Below are 21,735 nucleotides of genomic sequence, written 5' to 3' on the forward strand. Positions count from 1 at the left end.
TCAGCTCTCACAGGCCTTGCATTCGAGGATGTCTCGGCTGAACTTCTGTGCGGCGTTCACGCTGTGTTGGTAGTAGAGACTTTTCACCCCTTTCTTCCAAGCCTCGATGTAGAGCTGGTTGATCTCCTTGACGCTCACTTCGCTCGGATCGATCGAGACGTTCAGACTCTGTGCCTGATCGATGTGTTTCTGCCGCTGTGCCGCCTGGTTGATGATCGCCATCTGTGGGATCTCGGCGAAGGTCTTGAACACCTCCTTCTCCTCGTCGGTCAGGCAGTCGAGGTGTTGCACGCTCCCGTCGTTCTGTGCGATGCTGTCCCAGACCTCGCGCTCGTCTCTGCCTCGCTCTTTCAGTACCGCCTCAAGGAACCGGTTCTTCTGCGTCGACTTCAGCTTTGCACCGTCACGGACGAAGTAATTCGATTTCAGCGGTTCGATACTCGGACTGACCTGCCCCAGGATGACACTGCTGGATTTCGTCGGGGCCACGCTCATTGTCGTTGCGTTCCGGCGGCCGTAGCCCTCGAGCACCTCCGGTTCGCCGAACTCGTCGGCGAGCCGACTACTCTCCTCGTAACTTCGCTCCTTGATCGTACGGAAGATTGCCTCGTTTTTCTCCATCGCCTCCATGCTGTCGAACGGAATCATCTCGCTCTGGAGGTAGCTGTGCCAGCCGAGGACGCCAATACCGATTGCTCTGTGCCGTTTCGCAAACCGTACTGGGCGTTCCATGAACTGCGTCCCCTCCGCCTCTTGGATGAACTCCTCCATGACGGCGTCGAGGAACCGCGTCAGCGTCTCTACTGCGTCGGTATCCTTCCACTCGTCGTAGTGGAGCGCGTTCATCGACGATAGACAACAGACGAAACTCTCGTCTGGCGTGGCTGGCAGCGCGATCTCGGTACACAGGTTGGAGCCGTTGATCTCGTAGCCCCTGTCCTTGTAGACCTGTGGCTTCCCGTCGTTCATGTTGTCCCGGAAGATGATATACGGGACACCGATGTTAATCCGCGTCTCTATGATCTCTGCCCACGTCTCTCGCTTCTCCTCGTCGCCGTCGACCATCGCCCGGAACCAATCGTCACCGATGATGACGCCGTAGTAGATGTCCTGTACGGGGTCGCCCTCGGTCTTGATGTTGAGCCACTCGTCTAGGTCGTCGTGTTCGACGTCGATGTACCCCGCGAACTGGCCGCGCCGCGTCTCGCCTTGGCTGACGACGTTGATGATCGTGTCGAACAGCTCGGTGAAGCTGTAGCTCCCGTTGCTCTTGCCGTTGTTTGTGATCGGGCTGCCTCGGGGCCGGATTTCGCCGAAGTACCCGCTGGTCCCGCCGCCCAGCTTGGTCATCTCGCCCACTTCGGCCTGCGTGTAGAGGATGCTCTCCATGTTGTCCTCCATGTAGCTCCCGAAGCAGCTGATGGGCAGGCCTCGGTCCAGACCGAAGTTCGACCACACCGGACTCGCGAGGCTGTAGAAGCCCCGACTCATGTAGTCGTAGAACTTGTCCGCGAAGCCGTCGTCGTCCAGGATCTCCTCGGCCCGCTCTGCGATCTCCCTGACCCTTTCCTCGGCTGTGACGCCCTCAAGCAGGTACCCCTCGCTGAGGAATGCCCTACTGTCCTTGTTCAGCCAGTAGAACGGTTCCTTGTGCTGCTGTTGTACCTCGTCGAGTGCTGGTTCTGTTTGTACCATCGTTAGAACATGTCCTCGGCGGTAACGCTCTGTGCGTGCTTGTTGTACGTGGTCGACCGCTTGCTGAAGAAGTCGTTATCTTTCGTCATCATGATGTCTTCATCGAACCACCGTGTCTCCTCGAGTAGGTCATCGTCCGGCTCGAAGATCTGCTCGACACCGACGTTCTCGAGGCTCTGGTTGAACCGGTCCCGCAGGAACGCGTCGACGTGCGCCCGGGGAAGGAACTCCAGTTCGCCCTCACCGAAGATCCAGTCCAGTATCTTCATCTCTGCCTCGAACGCCTGCTGACAGGCCTCTTGGACCTCTTCTTCGAAGTCCTCGTCGAAGAGGTCCGGATTCTCCTCGCGAATCGTCTCCACGAGTTCGACACCGAACAGTCCGTGAATCTGCTCCTCCTTGCTGGTCGCTTCGACGGCGTTCGCGATTCCCTTGAATTTCTTTTCGTGTTTGTCGAAGCTCGTCATAATGAGGAACTGCGAGAACAGCGAGGCGTGCTCGACGAACGTGGAGAACAGCAGGAGACTCATCACGTACTCCTGTTTGTCGTCGCTCTCGCTCTTCTCGAGGTACTCGTCAAGGTAGTCGATCCGCTCCTCGATTGCGGGGACGTTGGTCACCTCCTCGAAGTCCTCCGTGATCCCCAAGATGTCGAGGAGGTGGCTGTACGCGTCCATGTGTCTGACCTCGCTCTCCGCAAAGGTCATGCCGACGTTCCCGATCTCCGCTTTGGGCATCTCGTCGTAGATTTCTGCCCAGAAGGTCTTGACCTGGACCTCGATCTGCGCGATGGCCAGCATCGTTCGCTTGATGACGGTTTTCTCGGCCGGAGTCGTGTTGACCTTGAAGTCTTGAACGTCTCCTGAGAAGTTGAACTCCGTGTGAACCCAGTAGCTGTTCCGTATCGCGTCTTTGTACTCGAGGACGTCGGGGTACTCGTACGGTTTGAGCTGCGTTCGTTCGGAGAAGATGTCGGTCTCCGGATCTCCGCCTTTGGTTTTGTTTTCAGTCATTGGCACGTACCCCGGAGGAATCGTTCTCTGTTGGTTGGTTTCTGTTTCCGTCGTTCTCTGTACGTCTGGAAGTGGATCATGCTCGCCCGGTCAAGGATTGACCGAACATTCGTTTGAGCTGCGTATGTTTGTGTCATAGTGAGCTGTTCGAGGCATCGAAGTCATCGAGTTCTGCATCCAAGACTGCGTCAAGTTCTCTCAGGAACTCCTGCGGCTCAGAGAATGCTTTGTAAACGGAGACAAATCGAATGTAGGCTACCTTATCGAGCGTGCGGAGGTTCTCAGAGACGAGTTCGCCGATGAGACTCGAAGAGGCGATACGTACCTCTCGACCTTGCAGTTCGCTCTCGATATCGTCGACGAGAGCAGTCACTGTTGTCTCGGCCACATCGCGCTTCTCAACGGCTCGCTCGATCCCTGCACGGAGTTTCTGTCGGTCGAACGATTCGATGGTTCCGTCGCGTTTTTTCACCTGGAGTGACTCCCACTCCGGACGTTCGTAGGTCGTAAAGCGGAACGAACAGCGTTGACATTCGCGGCGCCGTCGGACGGAGGTTCCGTCGGCACTGGTCCCTGTATCGATGACGCGTGTTCGCTCGTTCCCGCAGTCCGGGCAGTTCATAGTTGTCACTACTTAATCCTCCAGGGTCTTAACCCCAGATGTGGGGCCTCTCGATTTCGACCGCAATATCTGGTGGTGAGGACTGTCACATAAAGCTTTCCCAATTGAATTGATGTAGTACAACTAAACTTGATTAGTCGCCGTGGATAATTGGGATTATATGTATTGAGTGACCCAGTCTCAACTACTGCATGTGTGCCCCAGTGTATCGAGATGACATATACATGGGTCCGGTGTTTCTGGGCCAGTGACAGAGCCGGCACAGGTCAGCAAAGCCGTAGAATCGGTGTTTCACGTCCCGTAACGGTGACTCCACTTATTACCGACTGGATTTCCACCGTCTGTACATGCCCGCAAAAGAGGCTTATCACGCTGCGCATCGCACACCGACCACTCAGGAAACCCAGATACACGTCGGGTTAGTGGTGAGAGTCTGGTACTCAGGAATTACGACGATAGTATCCACGATGTTCACATTACAGTCACCGACGACAAGGGCAAAACCGTCTTCACTCGAACCGTCTCTGTCGGTCCACAAGACACCGTCAGCATCCAGACTCGTCTCGAACGCTCAATCTACAGAGTAAACGTCCAACTGTATAACGGTGTGGGTGACCGCGCAGACTGTCTTCTCGGCAGCGATCCGAACAAGTGTGCCAAGATCGAAAATGGAAACGGTGTTATTAGCGTCGTTGAAGGCCATTTTTGAACAGTTGGCGTTGCTTGCGGACAGCACATGAGACCGGAGGGTCAGTCTCGTTTTCAGGATCATTTGGCAGGTATTATACAGTCGCCGATGCTGTTACCGAGATATCTTGTCGGCGTGCCGCGGCCGCAGGCCTATTTATGGCTACCGTTAGCGGTCTCAAAATCAAGTGCGTTTCAGTAACTTGGAGGTCGCTATTCAACAGAGCAAAATGAGCAAGTTTCGAACAGCTAAGTGTGTATGAGAGAGTACGGTTGGAAGTCAGCTACTGATACGGTCCTCAGAGTACTCACAGAGTCTCGTGAGTTCGTGTCGGGCCTCATCCTGAACTTCGCACTCATTATTGGAGTAATCGTATTTGAGTGGAGCCTCGTTGAAATCGTTGTTATATATATTATTGAAGTAGCAATTATCAGTTCTCTCTTTCTTATCGTCGCGTTGTTCACTCCACAACCAGTAGATGACCGTGATGGAGACGCGTGGAACACGGAGCCTACTCCAGTTCAGCTAGTCCCTTTTCTTCCACCAATTTACTGGCGGAATATCAAGTTCATCGGGGGCAAGGTTGTTTTTACTGGGATCCTCATCGGAATGCTCATGAGAACCATCGTTTTTAACTCTGAAGTGATTTCGGAACTACCCTCCTCGGTTGGAGTCGCGATTGCTGGCATCGTGTTGTTCCAACTGAGGCGGGTCTGGCGATACTTCATTGCGGATCAATCATATCAAAATAAGTCACCAATGGACGCGATACAGTTTGCGTTTGCTCCAGTTACTGAGTTGCTGTTTATGATTCTCTACGTGGTTGTCCCTGTCACCTTTGTGGTTGTGGGTACCGCAATCGCATTAGATACTGAAGTCACCTCACGACTCGTATTGTTGTTGTATCTCGTACCAATGGGAACGATTCGGGCATGGATAGGGAGCTTAGATCCTCAAACAGACGATCTTGAGATAAGTTTCTCCTGACGACGAAACCGTAGGAGGTATTATGTTGATCAGCGGTCGAATCGACCAACTTCGTAGATGGGGAAAACAGGATAGTTGCGACTAAGAGTAGTTCAAATATTCACCCAGTCGAGGTGATGAGTCGATGCTAGGCCGTCGCGTTCTCCGGCGGCTCAGGCGGGGCCGGGCCACCGGGAGGCACACCTCCGCCTGGTGGGGTTCCCCCACCCGGCCCGGTCGGGGGTCCGAACGACACATCGGGGGCGTCACCGCTCACGAGGAAGTCAGCGAGGTTCCCGATGAAGACACCGTTATCGGCGCGATGGGCATTTTCGGGCGCGAGGAAACTCGAGTCTCCGACCACAGCGAGTGACTCGCTCCGTACTGCGACCGTGTATGAGCCGGGCTCCCGAGTGGTGGAACGCCGCGACGTCTCCGCCGTCGTGAGCGCTGCCGAGTCATCAGCGGAGCCCACAGACGCAGCACCACGAAGGACAACCTGCTCAACCCCGTCAGTGAGCGGTGTCGACTCAGGTGGTTCAACGAGGACGCTGAGGTAGCTCGCATCGTTGTGCTCCATGTCGTACACATAGCCGGCGTCACCGTAGACGCCGAACGGGGAGCCGAAGTCGGTTAATGCCCCGGCGTTGCCCGGGTCGCTCGTCACGAGGGTTCGACCACCCGCATCAACGAATGAGTTGACGGTATCAGCGTCCGGTCCCGAGAGTGCGCCGGGGGCAGTCGTCACGAACGCGTCCGCGTCAGTGAGCAGCGACTGGAGCCGCTCACCGCTTCTTATACCGCCGTAGAACCGAACTTCGTGGCCGTTCTCAATGAGTGCTGTAGTAAGCGGTGTGACGCTACGCCGTTCACCACCGAGCGTCCCAATATCTGCCTCCGTAGGGGCGTTACCATCCTCAACCGGCAGTACTGGTAGCCCACCTCCGGCGCCGGTCGTGCTACCTCCGAGATGGACGACAACCGTGTTCGACGGCTCGTTGCTCTCCATTTCGATCTCACCGCCCTCACTGACGGTCTCTGGTTCGACGGCGTCCAACTGCCAGTGATCGTCTGCGACGGGCTCAGTGTCTGGTGGGGCCGTATCTAAGAGGACGCCACCGGCTGCGGCGACGCCGACAACAGCGAGGAATACGAGCGCGAATACCCCGATTGCTGTTCGGAGATTAACGCTCATGCGGCCTCACCCCCGTTCGTCGCGTTGGGATTGTCGTGTTGCGCGCCAGTGTCGTCGGCATTCGTCTCACTAATGAGTTGGTCCGCGGGCAGTGGTCCGGTGTAGCTTGTCATAACTATCCCCTCTCCAACAGTTTCGTCCCACGTTTGCGGTGCTACCGCGAGAATGAGGTCGTCGTTAAGACCACTTCCAGAGTCGTCGACAACGACGACGGTGCCGTCATCCTGTTGTAACAGCGGAATGCTCCCTGGAACACGGGTTTCGGTGCGACGCGTGTCGACCGTGTAGTCCTCGATACCGGCTTCAGCTGCGGCATCGGCGACTGCTCCGTCAACAAACCCAAACCGGTCCGCGAATCCATTTTCAACGGCTTCGGTTCCGAGGTAGGCGTCGGCGTGCGCGATCGCTTCTCGGTCAAGTTCGATCTCGTCGCCACGCTGTTCGATCACGTTCTCGATGAAGAGATTGGCGAGCGTTTCTCGCCGCTCTCGCTGCGTATCAGGGTCACTCCCTCGCTTGTCCGGCCCGGATGTCCCTGCGTTTGGTCCACTCGGAGCCGGCGCAGCCCCCGCGACACCGACGCTGCCGACCGCCTGCGCAGACGGAGCAACGTAGATGCGGTCGGCGGGCGCGATCGCAAGATACGCGCCGGATGCACCGAGCGTATCTACTGCGGCGTATACCGGCATCACTGAGGCGGTACGGTCAACCGCGGCGTACATCCGTTCGCTCTGAGCTGGCAGGCCGCCACCGCTGTCGACTTCCAAGACGACCGCCTTGATGGAGTCGTTCATGCGGGCGTCACGGAGGTTGTCTTCGACGTGCTGTGCTGTCGACGAGTCTATCGCCCCGTCGATTTCTATCACAGCGACAGTACCGTCCGGATCGGTTGCGGCGCCGTACACGCTGGGAGCGACGAACAGCCCCGCAGCAAGCGCCAACATCACAGCGACACCGACGGCGTGTCGAGTGGTGATCCGGTCGACAACTGATCTCGACTCGGAGCGTGGCGGAACGCGGTCGGAGGTCGTCGGCGAGTGATGCTCGGTTCGCGTGTCCGTATCCGGAGTCGATTCATCTGAGGGTTCTGCGGGGCCTTTCTCAGAACTCATTATACCATCCTCGCTCGGTCCCGCGGTCGTATCTGTAGGTTGTGTCGGTTTTGCATCGTCGAATCGATAGCGTGGTGATAGCGTTTTGCTGTAGCTGCGTTGGGGGCATACTGAAACCGATACCGTGTGTGGAGAGTGGACGCGATGTTGGAGTTCATGAGTCTGACAGCGACTCGATTTCGCCAACGGTCACCCCCGCTAGTTCGGCATGTGGCGCGAATATATCCCCCTCGGCGGCAGTTTCCAGTATCACGGTACGTCCGTGTCTGGAGACGGTTGCGTCACTAAACGAAGACTCTCCCTCGTGGGCGGCACGCGCAATCGCCTCTGCCGTTTTTCTGTCGAGCCGCTTCGGGTCGGCTACTGCGCCGTACCGAAACGTCGTTGTTAGAGTATCGGTAGTGCCATGCTGGCTTGTCGCAGGCGTGGCTGACAGAGACTCCGTATGCTTTGAGCTGTCTTGGGTCACATTACAAGCGACGCCAACTGCGGTTGCCGCATCAACCGCCGTCCGGAGCGCTTCCGGTGCGTCCGAGAGCGTACGTCGTAGATACTCCCGCGTCTCTGTCCCCAGGTCAACACAGACCGTCGCGTCTCCGCGGAGCCGTGCCGGGAGCGGTCCGTAGTCTGTCTCTGTCCGTGAGTGCCCCGCATCGAGGCCGCTGATACCGGCGTCACGGTGGGTCACCGCACTGCTGATCGATGATGCGTGTCCGATGACAATCTCATCCGCGCGAACACCAAGGGCCGTGGTAGCGCGTTTCGATTTGAACCGCGTAAAGCCGGCCTTGGTGGCTGGCTCTCGGATGAGATCGGCGTCACGGGCAAGTTCTCGACGGAGTGTCCGTGCGTCGATATCTCCGACAACGACACCACAGCCCTCAGGGCCGTCTGTCGTGAGTGCGGTTCCGCCAGCCACCCGCTGGAGTCGGTCAAGCGATACACTGTCGTACCGAGAAAGAAAGTCTCGGGTCGGAGCCGCAACCTTCTGGGGGACCCCCATCATCGTTACTAAGCTCGAATCAAACCGCGCAGTAACCACGGTGTCAACTCCCCGTGATGTGACTGCGGCCGGATTATACTCCCCGTTAGCAACCGCTGAGTGGAGTTGCTGCGGAGAGCTGTGGTTGGCCGAGCTACCAGACGCCGGTCCTGTTTCACCGGCTCCGTTGACTGCGAGCGTTCCAGCGGGCGGGGGTTCTGAAGTCAGTGCTCCAATGGGCCTACTAACACCGAGCCCAGTTGCCACGAGCGCACCTAAGCGCCTCGCGAACGTCCGTTTGGAGGGCATCGTTTCAGAAGACGTGTGCTCGGTGATAATGCTCGGAGACGTGTTTCAGGTTCGGAAGCACAACCGTCAGGCGCGTGTTCATCAACCAACACAGAGAGGAATTGTAGAATCAAGGTACGGGAACCGGCTACAGTTACTTTTCCAACTCTTCCATGACAGAATCTTCTTCCAGATGCGATTGCGCGTCATCTCTGTCAGACTCAAGGAGTCGTTCGACTTTGTCTTCAAATTCCGCATCGTTGAGCTCACCGCTGGCATATCGTTCTTGGAGTGTTGACAACGCATCATCCGTAGAGTCGGTGTTGCGGCCGTCGGTTGGAGCATCACCCGAATCCGCGGCTGCCCACAGCGGGTACTGTTCCGGATCGTACTCGTCGGTGTCGGGCGGTACCTCCTTGATCGCGAACTCAAGAACGCCAGATACGATCATTCCCGCGATCAACGCCGTATACCACACTGCCGGAGTGAGTACATACACTCCGGCGACGGTCACAAATCCGGCCACAAGTGAGACCGGGTGATCGTCTAGTTGGTTGAAGATGGAGGGCATATACATGCCGACAATTAGCGGTCGTAGCTGAAATACATACGGCTAAATGTTCTCCATCAAAGGCGTACTACCAGCACACAAAAGGCTGATGCCCCCTGTCCCTCCGGTCCTCAAAGGAGGCTCGTCCCCGTAATCTGCGGAGGGCATCAGCAACTGAGCGTATGCTATCATTTCACAAAAATCGATCGACGCTCAGGCGCTCAGTGTAGACCCTGTGTAACTAGCGTGCGCTGATACCGAAGATATGCTCCGCTACCGACACAGATCGTGGCGATGAGCAATAATCCACCACTGAGAACACCCCTCAGCCTACCTGAAACTCCAGGGGTTTCGACGATGTTGAACGCCCCTTGAAACACGATTAGTTGGAATACTAGTAAAAGACTTCCCCCGGAGACCAACAACTGGCTCTTCGAGCTTCTGTCCATAGTTCAGCCAGCATCCGGCAATTGTATAGATGTTACCTGTACTCTCTGGCTCAGAAACAGAGAATGCTCACAGTTTTTATCCTTACTATTCCTAACAAACAACGAATACATTCTGCTCTACGCCAACGGATCACCCTCAGCGCAGTTTCAGTGTGCTAGAGTTTCCTTACGGCAGAAAATGCGGCGAAGAGGGTGAATAGTCCACCGAGTACAATCGCAATGATCGGTGCGTTCGACGTTTGATCTTTCAAAAACGCATCTCCCGGCTGGTCAGGGGAAACATATGCGGTTGTTTGTGTCCCCTGTTCGAACTCCTCAATGGCTGATTCGGCGCTTGACTGGGTTTCGTAGTTCTGCTCAATATCTGCTGGATAGATTTTTGTCCCAGTATATTCAGTTCCGTTATACGTGTACTCAAACTCAACCACCGGATCGAAATCGGCGCCCGGATTTGATGACGTTCCGCTATCAGCCTCGATGTCGAGTTCGGTGATAGTCGCATCAACCTCGACTGATTCCCGGACTGCCTCCGTCTGTTGAACGTAATCGTATCCCCCGTAACTGATGATAGCAATCCCAATGAGAATATACAGTAACGCACCCTTGAGGCTATCGGGGCCTTTAATATTCACACCTGAATCGTCGCTCATACTATCAATCACCACGAGGCCGCGTACAATGAGGAGAATGTCGGGCGTTGCTGCGGGGTTCAGCCAACTGTAGACGGATCTGTTCACAACACCGAGAGCGGTATAACAGGCGAAGCAGCGATACCCGCTGTATGCGTCGTCCGAATGTCAGACCGTTCTGTTGGAGGACTGAATACATCAGGCCGTTTTTCAAACACCTAGTGACTAAAGATGGTGGCTCTGTTAAAAGCTATTCGGCAGATGATATATTTTGTCCAATCGTCGTCAATGTAGAGTCGCTAAGGATAGCAGCCCAATCTGTGAGAGTAATGGCTAATGTGAAGTTGTGGACCAACCGTCTCCGGACGAAATGCGGCAACGCATGGGTCTCCATGGATTGCGGTCACGTCCCGCCGACGCCGACGGTCGACGACTGCGGTGCGGTATCGGAACTGACAGGCTATCGTCGCCACGAGCAGGGACCTGTCGGTTGACCCGCCAAGACTGAATCCGAACAGCGTGGATGGGGTGTTGCTCGTCCTGAAACACTGCTAGCCGGCTTTGTTGGAATTCTATTATTCAGACACATACACCGATGAATCAGCCGGTTGGTGAGAAATGCGTATTGAACAGGACCACACCTGACGAAACTATTAGATGCTTCGGATACTCCTCCGAAGTATGAATGGAGCACCCCTCAAGCTCCGACGAGCGGACGAGGCCACTCTCTCTTATGTCGAAACTAAACTTGAAGCGAACGGCTTGCCGTCTCAGGACGTACGGTCGAAACCCGACTGCTTCTACATCGGTTACGATGGAGACGAACGGATCGGCGCCGCAGGTATCGAAATTTATGACACTGACGGTCTTCTACGGTCGGTCGTCGTCGAAGAAGCTGTGCGAGGCCAGGGATACGGAACAGCGCTCTGTGCGGTTGCGGAAACGGAAGCGCAATCTGCCGACGTTGACACGCTGTACCTGTTGACGACGAACGCTTCTGGTTTCTTTACCGAGCTAGGATACGTAGAAATAGATCGAAGTACAGTTCCAAGAGCTATTCAGCAAACTACAGAGTTCGACGACCTTTGCCCTTCAACAGCCACCTGTATGAAGAAAACTCTGTAGCACCAGATTTGTTCTCTAGCCCCTCTGTACTGAGCGATTCTTGAGATTTCTGTACGGACTAGGACCCGGTTCAATATATTACTCTTTGAGGATTTCAACAAAGCCACCGTCGGCTAAGACTCCAGCTTCAATACGCTTGTTACCTACTGTGACTACCGTCTGAGTCTTGCCGCATCGACTCGCTGTTCCGATGAAAACGAACGATTACCGTAGTGCCTGTGGTACCAGTAGACTGAAACTCAAGTTCAGCGCCTAATTGGCTTACTGCCCAATTAACGAACCAGAGTCCGACACCAAGTCCGTGCTCGAGTTGCGTTTCATTCGATTCGGTCAACAACTCACGTTCTCGGTCCGGAATCCCGGACCCATTGTCTGCGATGCGGAGCTGCGGGATTTCATCGGTTGTCGTTTCGACCTCGATATCGACTCGTGCGGGGTCATCTGAGTGAACAATAGCGTTCTCGACGAGTTCTGTCATAAGCCGTCGCACAACAGTTCGATAGGAGGTCAATTGTAGCCGCTCCGGAGCAGTGACTGAGATGCTGCTATCCGGGTAGTCATCGCGGGCCGTTGCGGCGACTTCGTGGGCGACCGCAGCAATGTCGACCGTTGACGGGGCGCTAACGCTGTCGGTCATAACTGCTTCAGCTTCCCGTGCTTTCCGGCTGACCGAGGCGAGTTCGCTGGCACTATTTTGAATGACTGTCCGGTGCGTGTCGTCTTCTACGTGATCCGCATGCGCTAAGATCACGTCGAGTTTGTTCCGGACGTTGTGTCGAAGCACTCGATTGAGTACTGAGAGCCGCTGTTCACGGGTTCGCTGATCGGTCACGTCTCGAAAAACAATTGTCCGCGCCACGGGTTCCTCGTCGCTGTCACCCGCGTGGCGTTCGACATCGGAGACCGTGTACTGAAACTGACGTCGGCCCTTTGTCGTCTGAAGCGAGACGACCTCTGTAGTACCAGCAGACAGATCTATCCCGTCGAATCCGTCAACAGCCACGTTGAGTGGTGTCCCGATCACATCTCGTGTCGCCCACCCAAACAAGCCTTCAGCTGTCACGTTGGCATCAAGGATATTTGCTTCCCAGTCGACGACGACAACCGCCTCTTGAAGCGATTCGACGACGCGTGACCGCGCGACATAATCTGCCTTCGGGAACCCCGTCAATACCGGATAGCGTTGAACCGCAACGGCAAGTAACACACCCGAAACTAACAACCCGCCAGTGACTCCATCGATAATCAAACTCCCGTCCAGCCAGCCCCCGATAATGTATGGTGCTGAGATTGCTCCCAGCTGGATCCCAACCTGTGTCCTTGAAACACGCCCGTGGTTCCAACCGTACCTGAGGAAGAGAAACGCTGCGTAGACGTAAATTATGAACAATAAAAACAGTTCAGTACCGACGAGTGACGCGAGTGAGCGACGGATCTCTTCCCGCGTTGGGTCACCCTCGAACGTGGCTGCTGCCCCAATCAGCGGAAGCGCAAGGAGAACAAACAACGCCCCTCGGAGGGAAGTAAAGCCTGTCTCTCGGCCGATATATCCAAGGACATAGACCAGCCACATCGCGGGAAGAAACACGACCGGGACAACCTGTGCGATGGCAGCCAAATTCGATCCGACCCCCCACGCGTTCGGAAATTCAGAAATCAGCGAGAGCAGTGCCCATAGCAACAGACTGCTGGTCATTAGCGCAAAGGGGACAGCATTTGGCGGGGATCGATCCTTCGCAGTGTGCCATGTTACCCACGCCAGGAGGCCAACAGCGGCGACATCAACGGCAACTGAGAGTCCTAATGAGAGCAGCATTGGTGGAGGGCATTCGCTTTCGGATTTTTAGATGGAACAGCGTTGAACCGCTGGACAGTTACTGATGTCATTGCGGTCACTCACGCTGGTTGTTCAACTGATTCATCCATAATTTGATTATGTCTGTTACTGGTCCGGAAACACAAATACGTCGATCGAGCAGCGGACCGCTGTTGCTAACGGTGAAACACTTCATTTACTCTTGTTTGTCTTCTTGAAAAGGCTTAGGTAAAATGGAGTTTACTGTCCGTGGAGTGGCTGTCACGGTCACGCCGGTAATTTTTCTCACGCTCGTTCTCGGACTCGGTATCGCTGGGTATGGAGCTTATGACTATGTCCAGCAATCGAACGCTGTTCACGATGCTGTCGCTGTCGAAACAACTGTTGTTGACACTAGTATAAGCAGATCCAACGGCCGTCGCTTCTACTACCGCATCTCAGTTGAGCACACCTACGAATATCAGGGGCGTGAATATACGAGCGAACAGGTGTTCCCAGGCTCAACGGGGCCGATATACACCGTACGAAGTGACGCTCAACGTATTATTGAGCCGTACGAGTCGGACGAGACAGCGACAGCCTACGTTACCCCCGACAACCCTAGTGGAGGGTTTCTCAAGCAACAAACGATATTTGCTCCGTTCAGATTCATTGGCTTCGGGAGTCTTCTGGCGCTCCTGACAGCACTTCATGCGATTGGGGCACGTAACCCTGGCCAAAATGTAGGGATCAGTCAAACAACTGAACGCGAGCCAACTCGATATGACACGGTGTTCGGGTTCAATCGGGACACACTATCTCGAATTAGTAAGCGTCTCATGTTGTTTACACCAGCTGTGTTTTTCCTTTCTCTCGTAACTATAGTGGCACTTCTGTTGAATTCGGAGGGATCATCACTACAGGTCAGTGTGACTGACCCGGTCGGATTCGCGTTCTTTTCGGCCCTTCTATCGGTTTTAGGGTTTGTCTTTGGGCTCACACTCTATGGCATTTGGTCATTTACCGAATACAGACGACTGCGTGAACGCATTCCAGACCCACGGCCACCGAGCCCGTTCCGACATCCGTCTCGCCTCGTTACAATCATGTACTCCCGAGACGACCTCGATATCTATGGCCGTCGAGTGAAACTGACCGGCTTCGTGTTCGCACTCATTGTGTTCCTCATCGGTATCGTCGCGTTCGTTCTCGTGACGGCGTCGTGATAAAAAGAATTAGCTCGATCGGTACAACGAGAGGAGAGAGCCTACAAACAGAAATGTACCGACGACAATCAGTGCGGCCCCTAGTCGTGTTGACTCTGTGATTTTTGTCGCGCCAAAGACCGTCATCGCGATCCCGACCATACTCAGTAGAACCTTCCAGATCACGTTTGGAACCAATTCTAGCAGTAGTTCAAAGATGAACTCAAAGATATCATCAAACATGTCTACTAATCACCACGATGGCGCCTAATTCGTCAGTTAGTGATGGTGCTAGGTAATAGATCCATTTGCTTTATTTTAGTTCTGTGTTCACCGTTTCAACCTCTCCTAATATTGAAAAGTTGTATCAAAACATAAGAGTAACATTTCTTGTCATCAACGGTTTCCACGATGCCCTCCACGGATTCTGAGCGCTCACAAAAAGCGGTTGATGTCGCACAGCAATATCTTAGACGCGAACGTCCACTCAACGCACTTGTCGTCGTTCTCGCGTGGTTGGTATTCGTCGGCACATATCTCGTGACAGCATTGGGTCAAGCTGTTCTCGTCGCAGCCATCCTCATCATTGGGGTTCGGTTTCCTATTTTGCAGTCAAATGGGACGTTCCGACTTCGAACTAGTGACGATCTTGATACTGTTATGGACGAATTCTCCGGCCCCCTACCGCCTGTTCTCGCAATTCAATGGGGTCTGGCGGAGAAGGTCTTCACAGAGGGTGACACAGCAATATATTCCGTTTCGTACCTGTTTGGACTTCGATCGGTCGACATGACTGTGCACACGAAAACGGATTCGACAGCAGGTGGTGGATGTGTAATTGAGTCAGAAGTTACGGTTGATGACCAACCATGGGCCACATATACGTCGACAATTAGCAGCTCGGGTGAATACACAACTATTGACGTGACATACACCTCAAATCGACGGTTCGGACTACGACGTGTCCCACAACAGCTAATCGCGAATCGGTATCGTGACGAGGTGCTCTCGGTTCAGGGGTATACCGTTATTACACGTGACACACACCTCGGCTTATAAGCGTTCTACCGGTCGTAATTCAGAGCGTGAAACGGTGACTTGGATTTCTTATTAATGTGTGAGAATTCGGTGATTGATGCGATCAGCATTGAGTTCATCCGTTTCGATAGAAGGAACAGGTAGTACCAATGTTGAATTGTTCGTTACACTAGGACTCATTATTTTGATTTTTGCCGGACTTTGGAGAGTATTTGAGAAAGCTGGTAAACCGGGCTGGGCTGCGATTGTTCCGATATACAATCTCTACGTCTTGGTCAAGGTGAGCGGAAACGCATGGTATTGCTTTGTTCTTCGTCCCGGTGATCAACTTCTTCGCCACGCTGAAGGTTAGTATCGATGTCGCTGGCAGATTCAATAAGGGGGTTCTATTTGGTCTCGGACTCACTTTCATATCGTTCATTTTCTACCCACTTCTCGGGTTCGGTGGCTACCAGTATAACGATGCCACTGGCTCAACTGGGAGCGTGGCCTAACACTCAAAGAATCCGATTGAGGCCCAACTGCGCCGTGTTTCTCCCGATGAAACGCTGCTACGGGCTTGATACTATTCCCAGTATTAGATACAGGTAGCCGCCGGCCGGAGGCGGTCTTGAACAAATATCCGGTCGCTGAGTCTCTCCCATCGCTCACCTCCCCCAACGGATGGGAGGCTCACCCACTCCCCCGCGACGCTCCATTGATCACCCCCGCTGGAAGGACGGCCCTCCGCCCCGTCCACCAGCACTATCCATTTGTCAAATAGAGGTATCTACTACCGACACCTCTCCAGTATGGGTTAGTGTCCCAAATTCGTGGAACCGCAGCCTAATACTGGAGGGCCAACAGCGTTAGTTATTGTTTGATTTGATATATGATAAGTCCGACGAGCGGAATCGCAGTAAACAAAAATACGAAGACGCCTGCTGCTACGCCGCCTTCAAACTCAGCAGCTATCACCAACCCAATCAGTGAGACGACTCCAAACAGAGCCATCGACGCAAGCGACGTACGAGGTGCTGTACTGTCTAACCGCAGCAATTCGATGCCAACTTCCACCATAGTGTCTGGCCCGTTCGTATTCGCGTTCCAATTGGCACCAGCGTCATTGTCAGCGGGACTCGCGCCAACAAGTGAGTCCGTGATTGGGGTCGTATCTCCGAGTCGTGGTAGCTTGGTCGGCCTGTCACCGCGGTCAACGAATACCGTCGAGGTGTCCAACCACCTATCGACGGGGTCACGTTCAACTCGGATCTCATGATCAGCTAGCGATTCGTACCGCCAAAGAGGGGTTTGAAACAGGGTATCAGTCGCAACAATAGTGTTCGAATCTAACCGGTATTCAACACCAACGTACCGGATCCAGTAGTCGAGGTGGATGAGACCAAGCGGGACGCCGATCCCGAGAAGCATGATGCCACCCGCTATTTGGATAGCACCATCGAATACAGCAAGTGATGCGGCGAGAAAGGCGAGTGGTGTCAGCAACCACGGTCCAGGGTGTGTCCGGAAATGTGACGCCGTAGGCAGCAGTCGTCCCGAGAGCGACGGGCGCAGATCTGTGGGATTTCCTGATAGCGTTGTCTCAATCGTCTTACGCTCTGGGGGACTGTACGCCTCCCCACGACCGACGAGTGACCACAGTCCCGCACCGAGTCGGCCATCGTGATAATATCCTGCGAGATCGGTGAGGAGCCTAATCGAGACTACTACAGCGACAAGTGGTCCCGTCGCAACCCGTTCAACTGCACGAGAGGTCTCTCCAGCCCCACCGTTAGAAACCACCAGAGCTGCGGTGAGCAGCGCGATGGTGCTCGCGAGGAGTACGGTTGCGCCCTCAGTGACGACACTCTGAAGAGCTGTTGCGACATTATGACCTTGGTAATCACCATCTCGGAAGTACGTAGTGACTGTTCGCCATCCTTCCGCGATGAAGATTCCAAGCGCGCCAATAATGAGCCACGACGAGATATTGGCATCCGGATTTGCGGTTGCCACGGGGCCAACAACCAGTGCCCCGACGAATAGCCACAGTCCGATTATAATTGGTACTACGAACAAAAGTGTCGGAATAGTCAGTAGTCGGATATTAGCACCTGTCAGCGGGAGTGAAATGGAGGTCTGTTTTGTGGCAATCGCCCCAAACAGGATTGGATCCCCGTTCCGTTCCATTGGCCGCCCGGCAAACGTCGCTCGAACAACCGCCCAAAAACATACGACGCCGAACTCAAGCCAATATAATGTCAGCAGCTCTAAAATCGACAGGCCGAACGCAACAATCCCGACAATCGGAACCAGATTCGCCACGAGAAGAGCCAATAGTTCGGGATCTGGGATGCGACTAGCTCCTGTGTCGTGAGTTGTCGCTGCTGAGCTCATCTACGGACGTGGTGGCGAAGTGACCAGCTGCGCGTACCCTGGGCGTGGAACACAGATATCCCGAGGATCAATCACAGTTCTGTCTCGTGACTTTTGAACAGGTGCTGTGGAGGGCATTCATGTACATACCCGGTAGCGAATCTAATAGTAGTAAGCCATGGTTGCTGTAGTCAGTGTTGATCACTGAGTACGGATTTATACCGACTGAGAGTACTTCCTATTGAGGTGAGGATGACAAAGACCCCAACCACGACGAGCAGCCCCCCAAGGATCGGCTCAGATAAGTAATAAGACAGCCAGCCTATCGCAATGTTGGTACTGGCCAGTCCGATCGGATAGAGTGTCTGTTGTAAGCACATGGCTCTCAACGTTGTCGTTACTGAGTTACCGCGGGTAGTGCTGAAAGATCTGTACCGAGCGGGCGACAAGCAATGTGATTTCGGGAACTGGCTCCTAAATGACCTCTCAATCGTCGAACTGAGTGTTCTGTTCCCGGCAACAGCCTGTCGAGGGCCCTTTCCCGCCAGTGCTTACAGATGCTGAGTTCTGGTTGCTCGTAGAACCCGTGTCTCACAGGGGTTGGATATTGAAATATACGCATCATCGTCTTCGGTAGTATCTGTGCGCTGGATCTCCCTGTAACTAAGAGCTAATAATACAGACCCGACGAGACGTATCGGTCTAAGTATACAGAGTGACGTGCCCCCTCGACTGATATCGTGGGGTCCCCGGGATCACTATGTTACTCCCATTGATTCGGATGGTTGAGGATCTGAGCTTTATGAACTGTCGATCACTGACTCTGCCACGAAGCCGTTACTCGTACCCGCAGGGGACATTGGAATGCCATCGAACGTATTTTTTGAAAAATAGAGCGACGAAGTTCTCGGCCACGAATAGTTTCAGCAACGTCGCGCTAGAGACAGCTCAAGATTGGCTGCGAGCCTTCGCTGTCTCCCGCATCTCACGCCAAGATTAATACGATCGGCTGGTGACAGCCTGGCGCGACAGTCCGTGACGCGATCCCTCTGCTTTCCGGATACAAATCCTCCTTTGCGCTCGAAAAATCCGCCTCTGTGAACACAAAATTCTCGGCGCTGCTTTACCGGTTGCTATGCTAGGCGAGTGCGTGGACATGACGCCACGATTACGCGAGATCGTACGCACGGAACTGCTACGAAGTATCGTCTGGTTCGGAGCCGGACTCGTCGGCTGGCCGCTAGCGACGATGGAAATTAGTTGGCTCAACATGACACCCCTGACGGTCTTCGGACTTCCCGTGGTCACCTGGGCCGTGCTGACGGCAAGTGCTATCGGAATCCGGAGCGTGACCGAGTCAGATCTTCGCGTCCAGACGACAAGCGGAATATCCGTAAGCCTCGCCCTCGGGATCATGCTCGGGGGTGTCGCCGCGGTGTATCTCGTCATAAGAGGTGGATACCCCGCTCAGTGGATCACGCTCGGTTACGTCGCGGTCGCGGCCGTGACTTCCCTCTGGTACTGGTACGTTCACCCGACGGGCAGAGGCTCGACAGCGACTACCTGACTCTTTGGGCCGGCCTCGCAGTCTCCGAGCGGTCTCACTTGCTGAAACAGCACCGCACCGCTCTGTGGCCCCGCCAGAGCAAAACATACAATTTGACTCGCTAAGATATTGCGCGTGACCGACCCATAACACATGGCCCTCCCACCTTGGATCGCACAAAAACTGCCCCAGGACAAGCGGGTAAACACCAAACTCACCCGCCGCCACGTCGTCGAAACGATGTATCGAGCAGATCGGCCGTTCTTCTCGCTCCAGCAAATTCAACAGCAGATCAAGCCAGACGTCTCAAAGGTGACTGTCCGGAACCGGTTAACGGAACTCGAGGAACACGGGGTCGTCGCGACGGAGTCGTTCGCTGATTCACTGACCCTGTATTATCTCAACCACCCGGAGTCGGAGTGGCCGCTATCGCCGGAAGGAAAGCAAGCGCTGACAGCCGATGAGACTACTCCAACGCACCCCCTCCGCGAATTCCTTGACCACCCACGCGTCCGTTCAATCTTGCGAGAAGAGTTCTTTCGGAGCATTGGCTGGGCAGCACTCGGGATAGTCGGGTGGCCAATACTGCTCAGTGAGTCTCCACAGTTAGCGGTCACCATATGGACAGTATTCGGGCTCCCGGTCTTGACTTGGGCGACACTTACTGTGGCGATGATCAGCGTCCGGCTGCTGACGGGGAGCGACGTCCAAGTTCAGACACAGGAAGGGTTACATGTCGTCTCACTGTGTGGGATTCTATTAGCCGGATTCTGGGTAGCGTTCGTGATTTTTATTTTGAACTGGCCGCCACTGCCGACAGTCGGGGTGTATCTTCTCGCGACAGTTTCCTACTTGATCATTTATAAACGGGTTATCCTACCGGAAACTAATCTCCCGGTCACCACGTGATCTCTCGCCGACGCTGCTAACGCTGACGGGGGACAGTAACTGACAGCCTTCAATATTGGCAGCAGACCGTTTGAGACCCAATATGAACTCCCTTATTTTCCGGTCAAAGGCTCGCTATCATCTCTGGTGGGCGCCACCGTGGCGCGGATTTCACGGACAAGGCTGAGGACAGATTCCCACTGCTCTCGGGACCCGGGGATTGCGTACTCTTCACTACCCATGTACTCCGCGAGCGTCGTCTGGACATCCTTCGGGTTATCAACCCGGCGAAACTCCAGATCGCGGCCTCCGGCGACCTCAACAGACACTCTCCCATAGCCGAAAAACGAGCCTGTGGCGGATTGAGAAAATGAAGTGTTCTGGATTTTATCGACACGGACGCGACGAATTGTTCGTCCGAGGACGCCTCGTTTCGCCCATACTGCTCGTGTCGTCAAGAGATACTGCGTCCGTCGTACCCTGAGTAGCCCCCAGCTGAGAACCGCAACGCCGACAGGGACCCCCATTAGCAACCAAAGGTTGACGCTGACAGCGCCGATAAGGGCAAGTACGGAAATAGAGCTTCCAACGATTATGTCTGGAAGAGCCGCTGAGAGACGCGGGCGACCCTTCCAGACAACGCGTTCACCGTCGTGTTGATACCACCAGCCGTCACTCATCTGTGTTACCTGTGTCAGTATGTGTTGACTCGTCAGTAGACGAGGCAGTCGAGTCGGTCTGGGACCCACTCTGGTCATCGGCGACGGCCCGCCGAATGACGCGTAGTTCCGTAAGAATCGAATCAAGAATATCCTCTTTCGTCGAGTCGGACTCGGTCTGCTGTCGACTATCAATTTCTCTAGCAATCAGCTCCTGAACTGCGGCTGGGGCAGGGATACTCCGAAACTGAAGTTCGATCCCAGATCCGCCGGCTGTACTGACGTCAACGGAGCCGTATCCAAAGTACGAGCCGAGCGCCGACTGTGAGTACGAGATGTTTTGGACTTTGTCGAACCCAATCTGTTGGACGTCACGTGAGAGTACCCCACGTTTGCTGTAGAGGCCACGATTGGTGACTACGTAGTTCGTATTGGTGTACTGAAGATAGGACGCAGCAACAATTGGGATGCCAATAAGGACGAGTGATAGCGGAATCCCAATGATAAACGCAGGAAGGACGCTGTACTTGTGTGGGGTACTTGACCACTGGATAGACTCGCCGTCTTCAAGCGTGAGCCAGTCGAGATCCAACTCTGAGGAATCCGTTGAGCCGTCTTCTGATATGTCTTGGAGGGCCGTATCAGACATGGATTATCCCAGATGACCAACCCACAAAATAGTGAGGAAATTCACGGCTCGGAACACGGTGTCGCAAGAGGTAGCTGAACGGGTATCAAGGAGACAGAGCACGGCAGCAAGTGCTAGGCCCCATCGCTGGCGTCGATCAGTCAAAACCGTCCCAGAAGCCGATGGAGAGCGGAAAAAATGATGGGCGATCTCACCAGACTATGCCACGGCGATGGGATATGCTCATCAGTCGGATACCTATCTGAATACCGCCTCCGACCGGCGGCTACCTCAACGGTGTACCCTT

The 21,735-nt window shown here is 54.6% G+C and carries 20 protein-coding genes and 1 pseudogene; 8 read left to right on the forward strand and 13 right to left on the reverse strand.

Annotation, left to right across the window (positions count from 1 at the left end; genetic code table 11):
• The 3 genes from EXE48_RS13620 to nrdR all read right to left on the reverse strand — a co-directional run bounded on the left by EXE48_RS13620 (position 1) and on the right by nrdR (position 3,330).
• Positions 1-1,695 carry a ribonucleoside-diphosphate reductase subunit alpha gene (locus EXE48_RS13620; protein WP_137711809.1) on the reverse strand — a complete coding sequence of 565 codons (1,695 nt, stop codon included), beginning with the start codon at positions 1,693-1,695 and terminating at the stop codon, positions 1-3.
• Positions 1,696-1,697: 2 nt separating this feature from the next.
• Positions 1,698-2,708, reverse strand: a complete 1,011-nt coding sequence (locus EXE48_RS13625) for a ribonucleotide-diphosphate reductase subunit beta (protein ID WP_137711810.1) — start codon at positions 2,706-2,708, stop codon at positions 1,698-1,700.
• A gap of 133 nt (positions 2,709-2,841) precedes the next feature.
• Positions 2,842-3,330 (reverse strand): transcriptional regulator NrdR, encoded by a 489-nt coding sequence (gene nrdR / locus EXE48_RS13630; RefSeq protein WP_137711868.1) that lies wholly within the window; start codon positions 3,328-3,330, stop codon positions 2,842-2,844.
• Between the two features lie 475 nt (positions 3,331-3,805).
• Between nrdR and EXE48_RS19515 the strand changes: the two genes are divergently transcribed.
• Positions 3,806-4,039: a hypothetical protein gene (locus EXE48_RS19515; RefSeq protein WP_514111749.1), complete on the forward strand. Its 234-nt coding sequence runs from the start codon at positions 3,806-3,808 to the stop codon at positions 4,037-4,039.
• A gap of 237 nt (positions 4,040-4,276) precedes the next feature.
• Entirely contained in the window at positions 4,277-5,005 is a 729-nt protein-coding gene (locus EXE48_RS13635) for a DUF6498-containing protein (protein WP_137704881.1), read from the forward strand.
• Between the two features lie 127 nt (positions 5,006-5,132).
• On the opposite strand, the gene EXE48_RS13640 is transcribed toward EXE48_RS13635, so the two are convergent.
• The 6 genes from EXE48_RS13640 to EXE48_RS13665 all read right to left on the reverse strand — a co-directional run bounded on the left by EXE48_RS13640 (position 5,133) and on the right by EXE48_RS13665 (position 10,210).
• Entirely contained in the window at positions 5,133-6,179 is a 1,047-nt protein-coding gene (locus EXE48_RS13640; RefSeq protein ID WP_137704882.1) for a hypothetical protein, read from the reverse strand.
• Positions 6,176-7,291 (reverse strand): S49 family peptidase, encoded by a 1,116-nt coding sequence (locus EXE48_RS13645; RefSeq protein WP_137704883.1) that lies wholly within the window; start codon positions 7,289-7,291, stop codon positions 6,176-6,178. Before EXE48_RS13645 ends, EXE48_RS13640 begins: the two co-directional genes overlap by 4 nt.
• Before the next feature lie 154 nt (positions 7,292-7,445).
• Positions 7,446-8,333 (reverse strand): hypothetical protein, encoded by an 888-nt coding sequence (locus EXE48_RS13650; RefSeq protein ID WP_241992011.1) that lies wholly within the window; start codon positions 8,331-8,333, stop codon positions 7,446-7,448.
• Positions 8,334-8,715: 382 nt separating this feature from the next.
• Positions 8,716-9,132, reverse strand: coding sequence for an SHOCT domain-containing protein (locus tag EXE48_RS13655; RefSeq protein WP_241982654.1), 417 nt, complete (start codon positions 9,130-9,132; stop codon positions 8,716-8,718).
• Between the two features lie 200 nt (positions 9,133-9,332).
• Complete coding sequence (locus EXE48_RS13660; RefSeq protein WP_121601072.1) at positions 9,333-9,560, reverse strand: hypothetical protein; 228 nt, start codon at positions 9,558-9,560, stop codon at positions 9,333-9,335.
• A 155-nt stretch (positions 9,561-9,715) separates the two neighbouring features.
• Entirely contained in the window at positions 9,716-10,210 is a 495-nt protein-coding gene (locus tag EXE48_RS13665) for a DUF3592 domain-containing protein (protein ID WP_121601073.1), read from the reverse strand.
• Between the two features lie 660 nt (positions 10,211-10,870).
• Between EXE48_RS13665 and arsN2 the strand changes: the two genes are divergently transcribed.
• On the forward strand, positions 10,871-11,314 hold the full coding sequence (arsN2, locus tag EXE48_RS13670; RefSeq protein WP_137707391.1) for an arsenic resistance N-acetyltransferase ArsN2: 444 nt from the start codon (positions 10,871-10,873) through the stop codon (positions 11,312-11,314).
• A gap of 139 nt (positions 11,315-11,453) precedes the next feature.
• Here arsN2 and EXE48_RS13675 read toward each other — a convergent pair whose 3' ends face one another.
• The gene (locus EXE48_RS13675; protein WP_137711811.1) at positions 11,454-13,130 is read right to left on the reverse strand and encodes an ATP-binding protein; all 1,677 of its coding nucleotides are present in this window, start codon (positions 13,128-13,130) and stop codon (positions 11,454-11,456) included.
• 233 nt (positions 13,131-13,363) lie between these two features.
• Between EXE48_RS13675 and EXE48_RS13680 the strand changes: the two genes are divergently transcribed.
• Positions 13,364-14,335: a DUF3592 domain-containing protein gene (locus EXE48_RS13680; protein WP_137704888.1), complete on the forward strand. Its 972-nt coding sequence runs from the start codon at positions 13,364-13,366 to the stop codon at positions 14,333-14,335.
• 1,337 nt (positions 14,336-15,672) lie between these two features.
• Complete coding sequence (locus EXE48_RS19110) at positions 15,673-15,846, forward strand: DUF5684 domain-containing protein (RefSeq protein ID WP_233561725.1); 174 nt, start codon at positions 15,673-15,675, stop codon at positions 15,844-15,846.
• A gap of 358 nt (positions 15,847-16,204) precedes the next feature.
• Here EXE48_RS19110 and EXE48_RS13695 read toward each other — a convergent pair whose 3' ends face one another.
• Positions 16,205-17,728 carry a DUF6498-containing protein gene (locus EXE48_RS13695; protein WP_137705265.1) on the reverse strand — a complete coding sequence of 508 codons (1,524 nt, stop codon included), beginning with the start codon at positions 17,726-17,728 and terminating at the stop codon, positions 16,205-16,207.
• 827 nt (positions 17,729-18,555) lie between these two features.
• On the opposite strand from EXE48_RS13695, the pseudogene EXE48_RS19435 reads away from it, so the two are divergent.
• From EXE48_RS19435 to EXE48_RS13705, 3 genes and pseudogenes are all read left to right on the forward strand, one after another.
• Positions 18,556-18,707, forward strand: a pseudogene (locus tag EXE48_RS19435) (IS6 family transposase); the annotation flags it as partial.
• Positions 18,708-18,842: 135 nt separating this feature from the next.
• The gene (locus tag EXE48_RS13700) at positions 18,843-19,274 is read left to right on the forward strand and encodes a hypothetical protein (protein WP_137705264.1); all 432 of its coding nucleotides are present in this window, start codon (positions 18,843-18,845) and stop codon (positions 19,272-19,274) included.
• 132 nt (positions 19,275-19,406) lie between these two features.
• Positions 19,407-20,162, forward strand: coding sequence for a helix-turn-helix domain-containing protein (locus EXE48_RS13705; RefSeq protein WP_121600584.1), 756 nt, complete (start codon positions 19,407-19,409; stop codon positions 20,160-20,162).
• 92 nt (positions 20,163-20,254) lie between these two features.
• Here EXE48_RS13705 and EXE48_RS13710 read toward each other — a convergent pair whose 3' ends face one another.
• Both EXE48_RS13710 and EXE48_RS13715 read right to left on the reverse strand, forming a co-directional pair.
• The gene (locus EXE48_RS13710) at positions 20,255-20,821 is read right to left on the reverse strand and encodes a PH domain-containing protein (protein ID WP_121600583.1); all 567 of its coding nucleotides are present in this window, start codon (positions 20,819-20,821) and stop codon (positions 20,255-20,257) included.
• The gene (locus EXE48_RS13715) at positions 20,814-21,449 is read right to left on the reverse strand and encodes a PH domain-containing protein (RefSeq protein ID WP_137711813.1); all 636 of its coding nucleotides are present in this window, start codon (positions 21,447-21,449) and stop codon (positions 20,814-20,816) included. Before EXE48_RS13715 ends, EXE48_RS13710 begins: the two co-directional genes overlap by 8 nt.
• Positions 21,450-21,735: the final 286 nt, after the last annotated feature.

Origin of the sequence: Halorubrum sp. ASP1 (assembly GCF_005435135.1) — an archaeon.
GTDB classification, from domain to species: Archaea; Halobacteriota; Halobacteria; order Halobacteriales; family Haloferacaceae; genus Halorubrum; species Halorubrum tropicale.

What these genes read in the sequence shown, in the direction of transcription:
- nrdR (WP_137711868.1), bottom strand. Translation starts at nt 3,330, where the DNA reads ATGAACTGCCCGGACTGCGGGAACGAGCGAACACGCGTCATCGATACA.
- EXE48_RS13680 (WP_137704888.1), top strand. Translation starts at nt 13,364, where the DNA reads ATGGAGTTTACTGTCCGTGGAGTGGCTGTCACGGTCACGCCGGTAATT.
- EXE48_RS13710 (WP_121600583.1), bottom strand. Translation starts at nt 20,821, where the DNA reads ATGAGTGACGGCTGGTGGTATCAACACGACGGTGAACGCGTTGTCTGG.
- EXE48_RS13640 (WP_137704882.1), bottom strand. Translation starts at nt 6,179, where the DNA reads ATGAGCGTTAATCTCCGAACAGCAATCGGGGTATTCGCGCTCGTATTC.
- EXE48_RS13715 (WP_137711813.1), bottom strand. Translation starts at nt 21,449, where the DNA reads ATGTCTGATACGGCCCTCCAAGACATATCAGAAGACGGCTCAACGGAT.
- EXE48_RS13700 (WP_137705264.1), top strand. Translation starts at nt 18,843, where the DNA reads ATGCTAGGCGAGTGCGTGGACATGACGCCACGATTACGCGAGATCGTA.
- EXE48_RS13620 (WP_137711809.1), bottom strand. Translation starts at nt 1,695, where the DNA reads ATGGTACAAACAGAACCAGCACTCGACGAGGTACAACAGCAGCACAAG.
- EXE48_RS13635 (WP_137704881.1), top strand. Translation starts at nt 4,277, where the DNA reads ATGAGAGAGTACGGTTGGAAGTCAGCTACTGATACGGTCCTCAGAGTA.
- EXE48_RS13675 (WP_137711811.1), bottom strand. Translation starts at nt 13,130, where the DNA reads ATGCTGCTCTCATTAGGACTCTCAGTTGCCGTTGATGTCGCCGCTGTT.
- EXE48_RS13625 (WP_137711810.1), bottom strand. Translation starts at nt 2,708, where the DNA reads ATGACTGAAAACAAAACCAAAGGCGGAGATCCGGAGACCGACATCTTC.
- arsN2 (WP_137707391.1), top strand. Translation starts at nt 10,871, where the DNA reads ATGAATGGAGCACCCCTCAAGCTCCGACGAGCGGACGAGGCCACTCTC.
- EXE48_RS13645 (WP_137704883.1), bottom strand. Translation starts at nt 7,291, where the DNA reads ATGAGTTCTGAGAAAGGCCCCGCAGAACCCTCAGATGAATCGACTCCG.
- EXE48_RS13695 (WP_137705265.1), bottom strand. Translation starts at nt 17,728, where the DNA reads ATGAGCTCAGCAGCGACAACTCACGACACAGGAGCTAGTCGCATCCCA.
- EXE48_RS13655 (WP_241982654.1), bottom strand. Translation starts at nt 9,132, where the DNA reads ATGCCCTCCATCTTCAACCAACTAGACGATCACCCGGTCTCACTTGTG.
- EXE48_RS13660 (WP_121601072.1), bottom strand. Translation starts at nt 9,560, where the DNA reads ATGGACAGAAGCTCGAAGAGCCAGTTGTTGGTCTCCGGGGGAAGTCTT.
- EXE48_RS13665 (WP_121601073.1), bottom strand. Translation starts at nt 10,210, where the DNA reads ATGAGCGACGATTCAGGTGTGAATATTAAAGGCCCCGATAGCCTCAAG.
- EXE48_RS13705 (WP_121600584.1), top strand. Translation starts at nt 19,407, where the DNA reads ATGGCCCTCCCACCTTGGATCGCACAAAAACTGCCCCAGGACAAGCGG.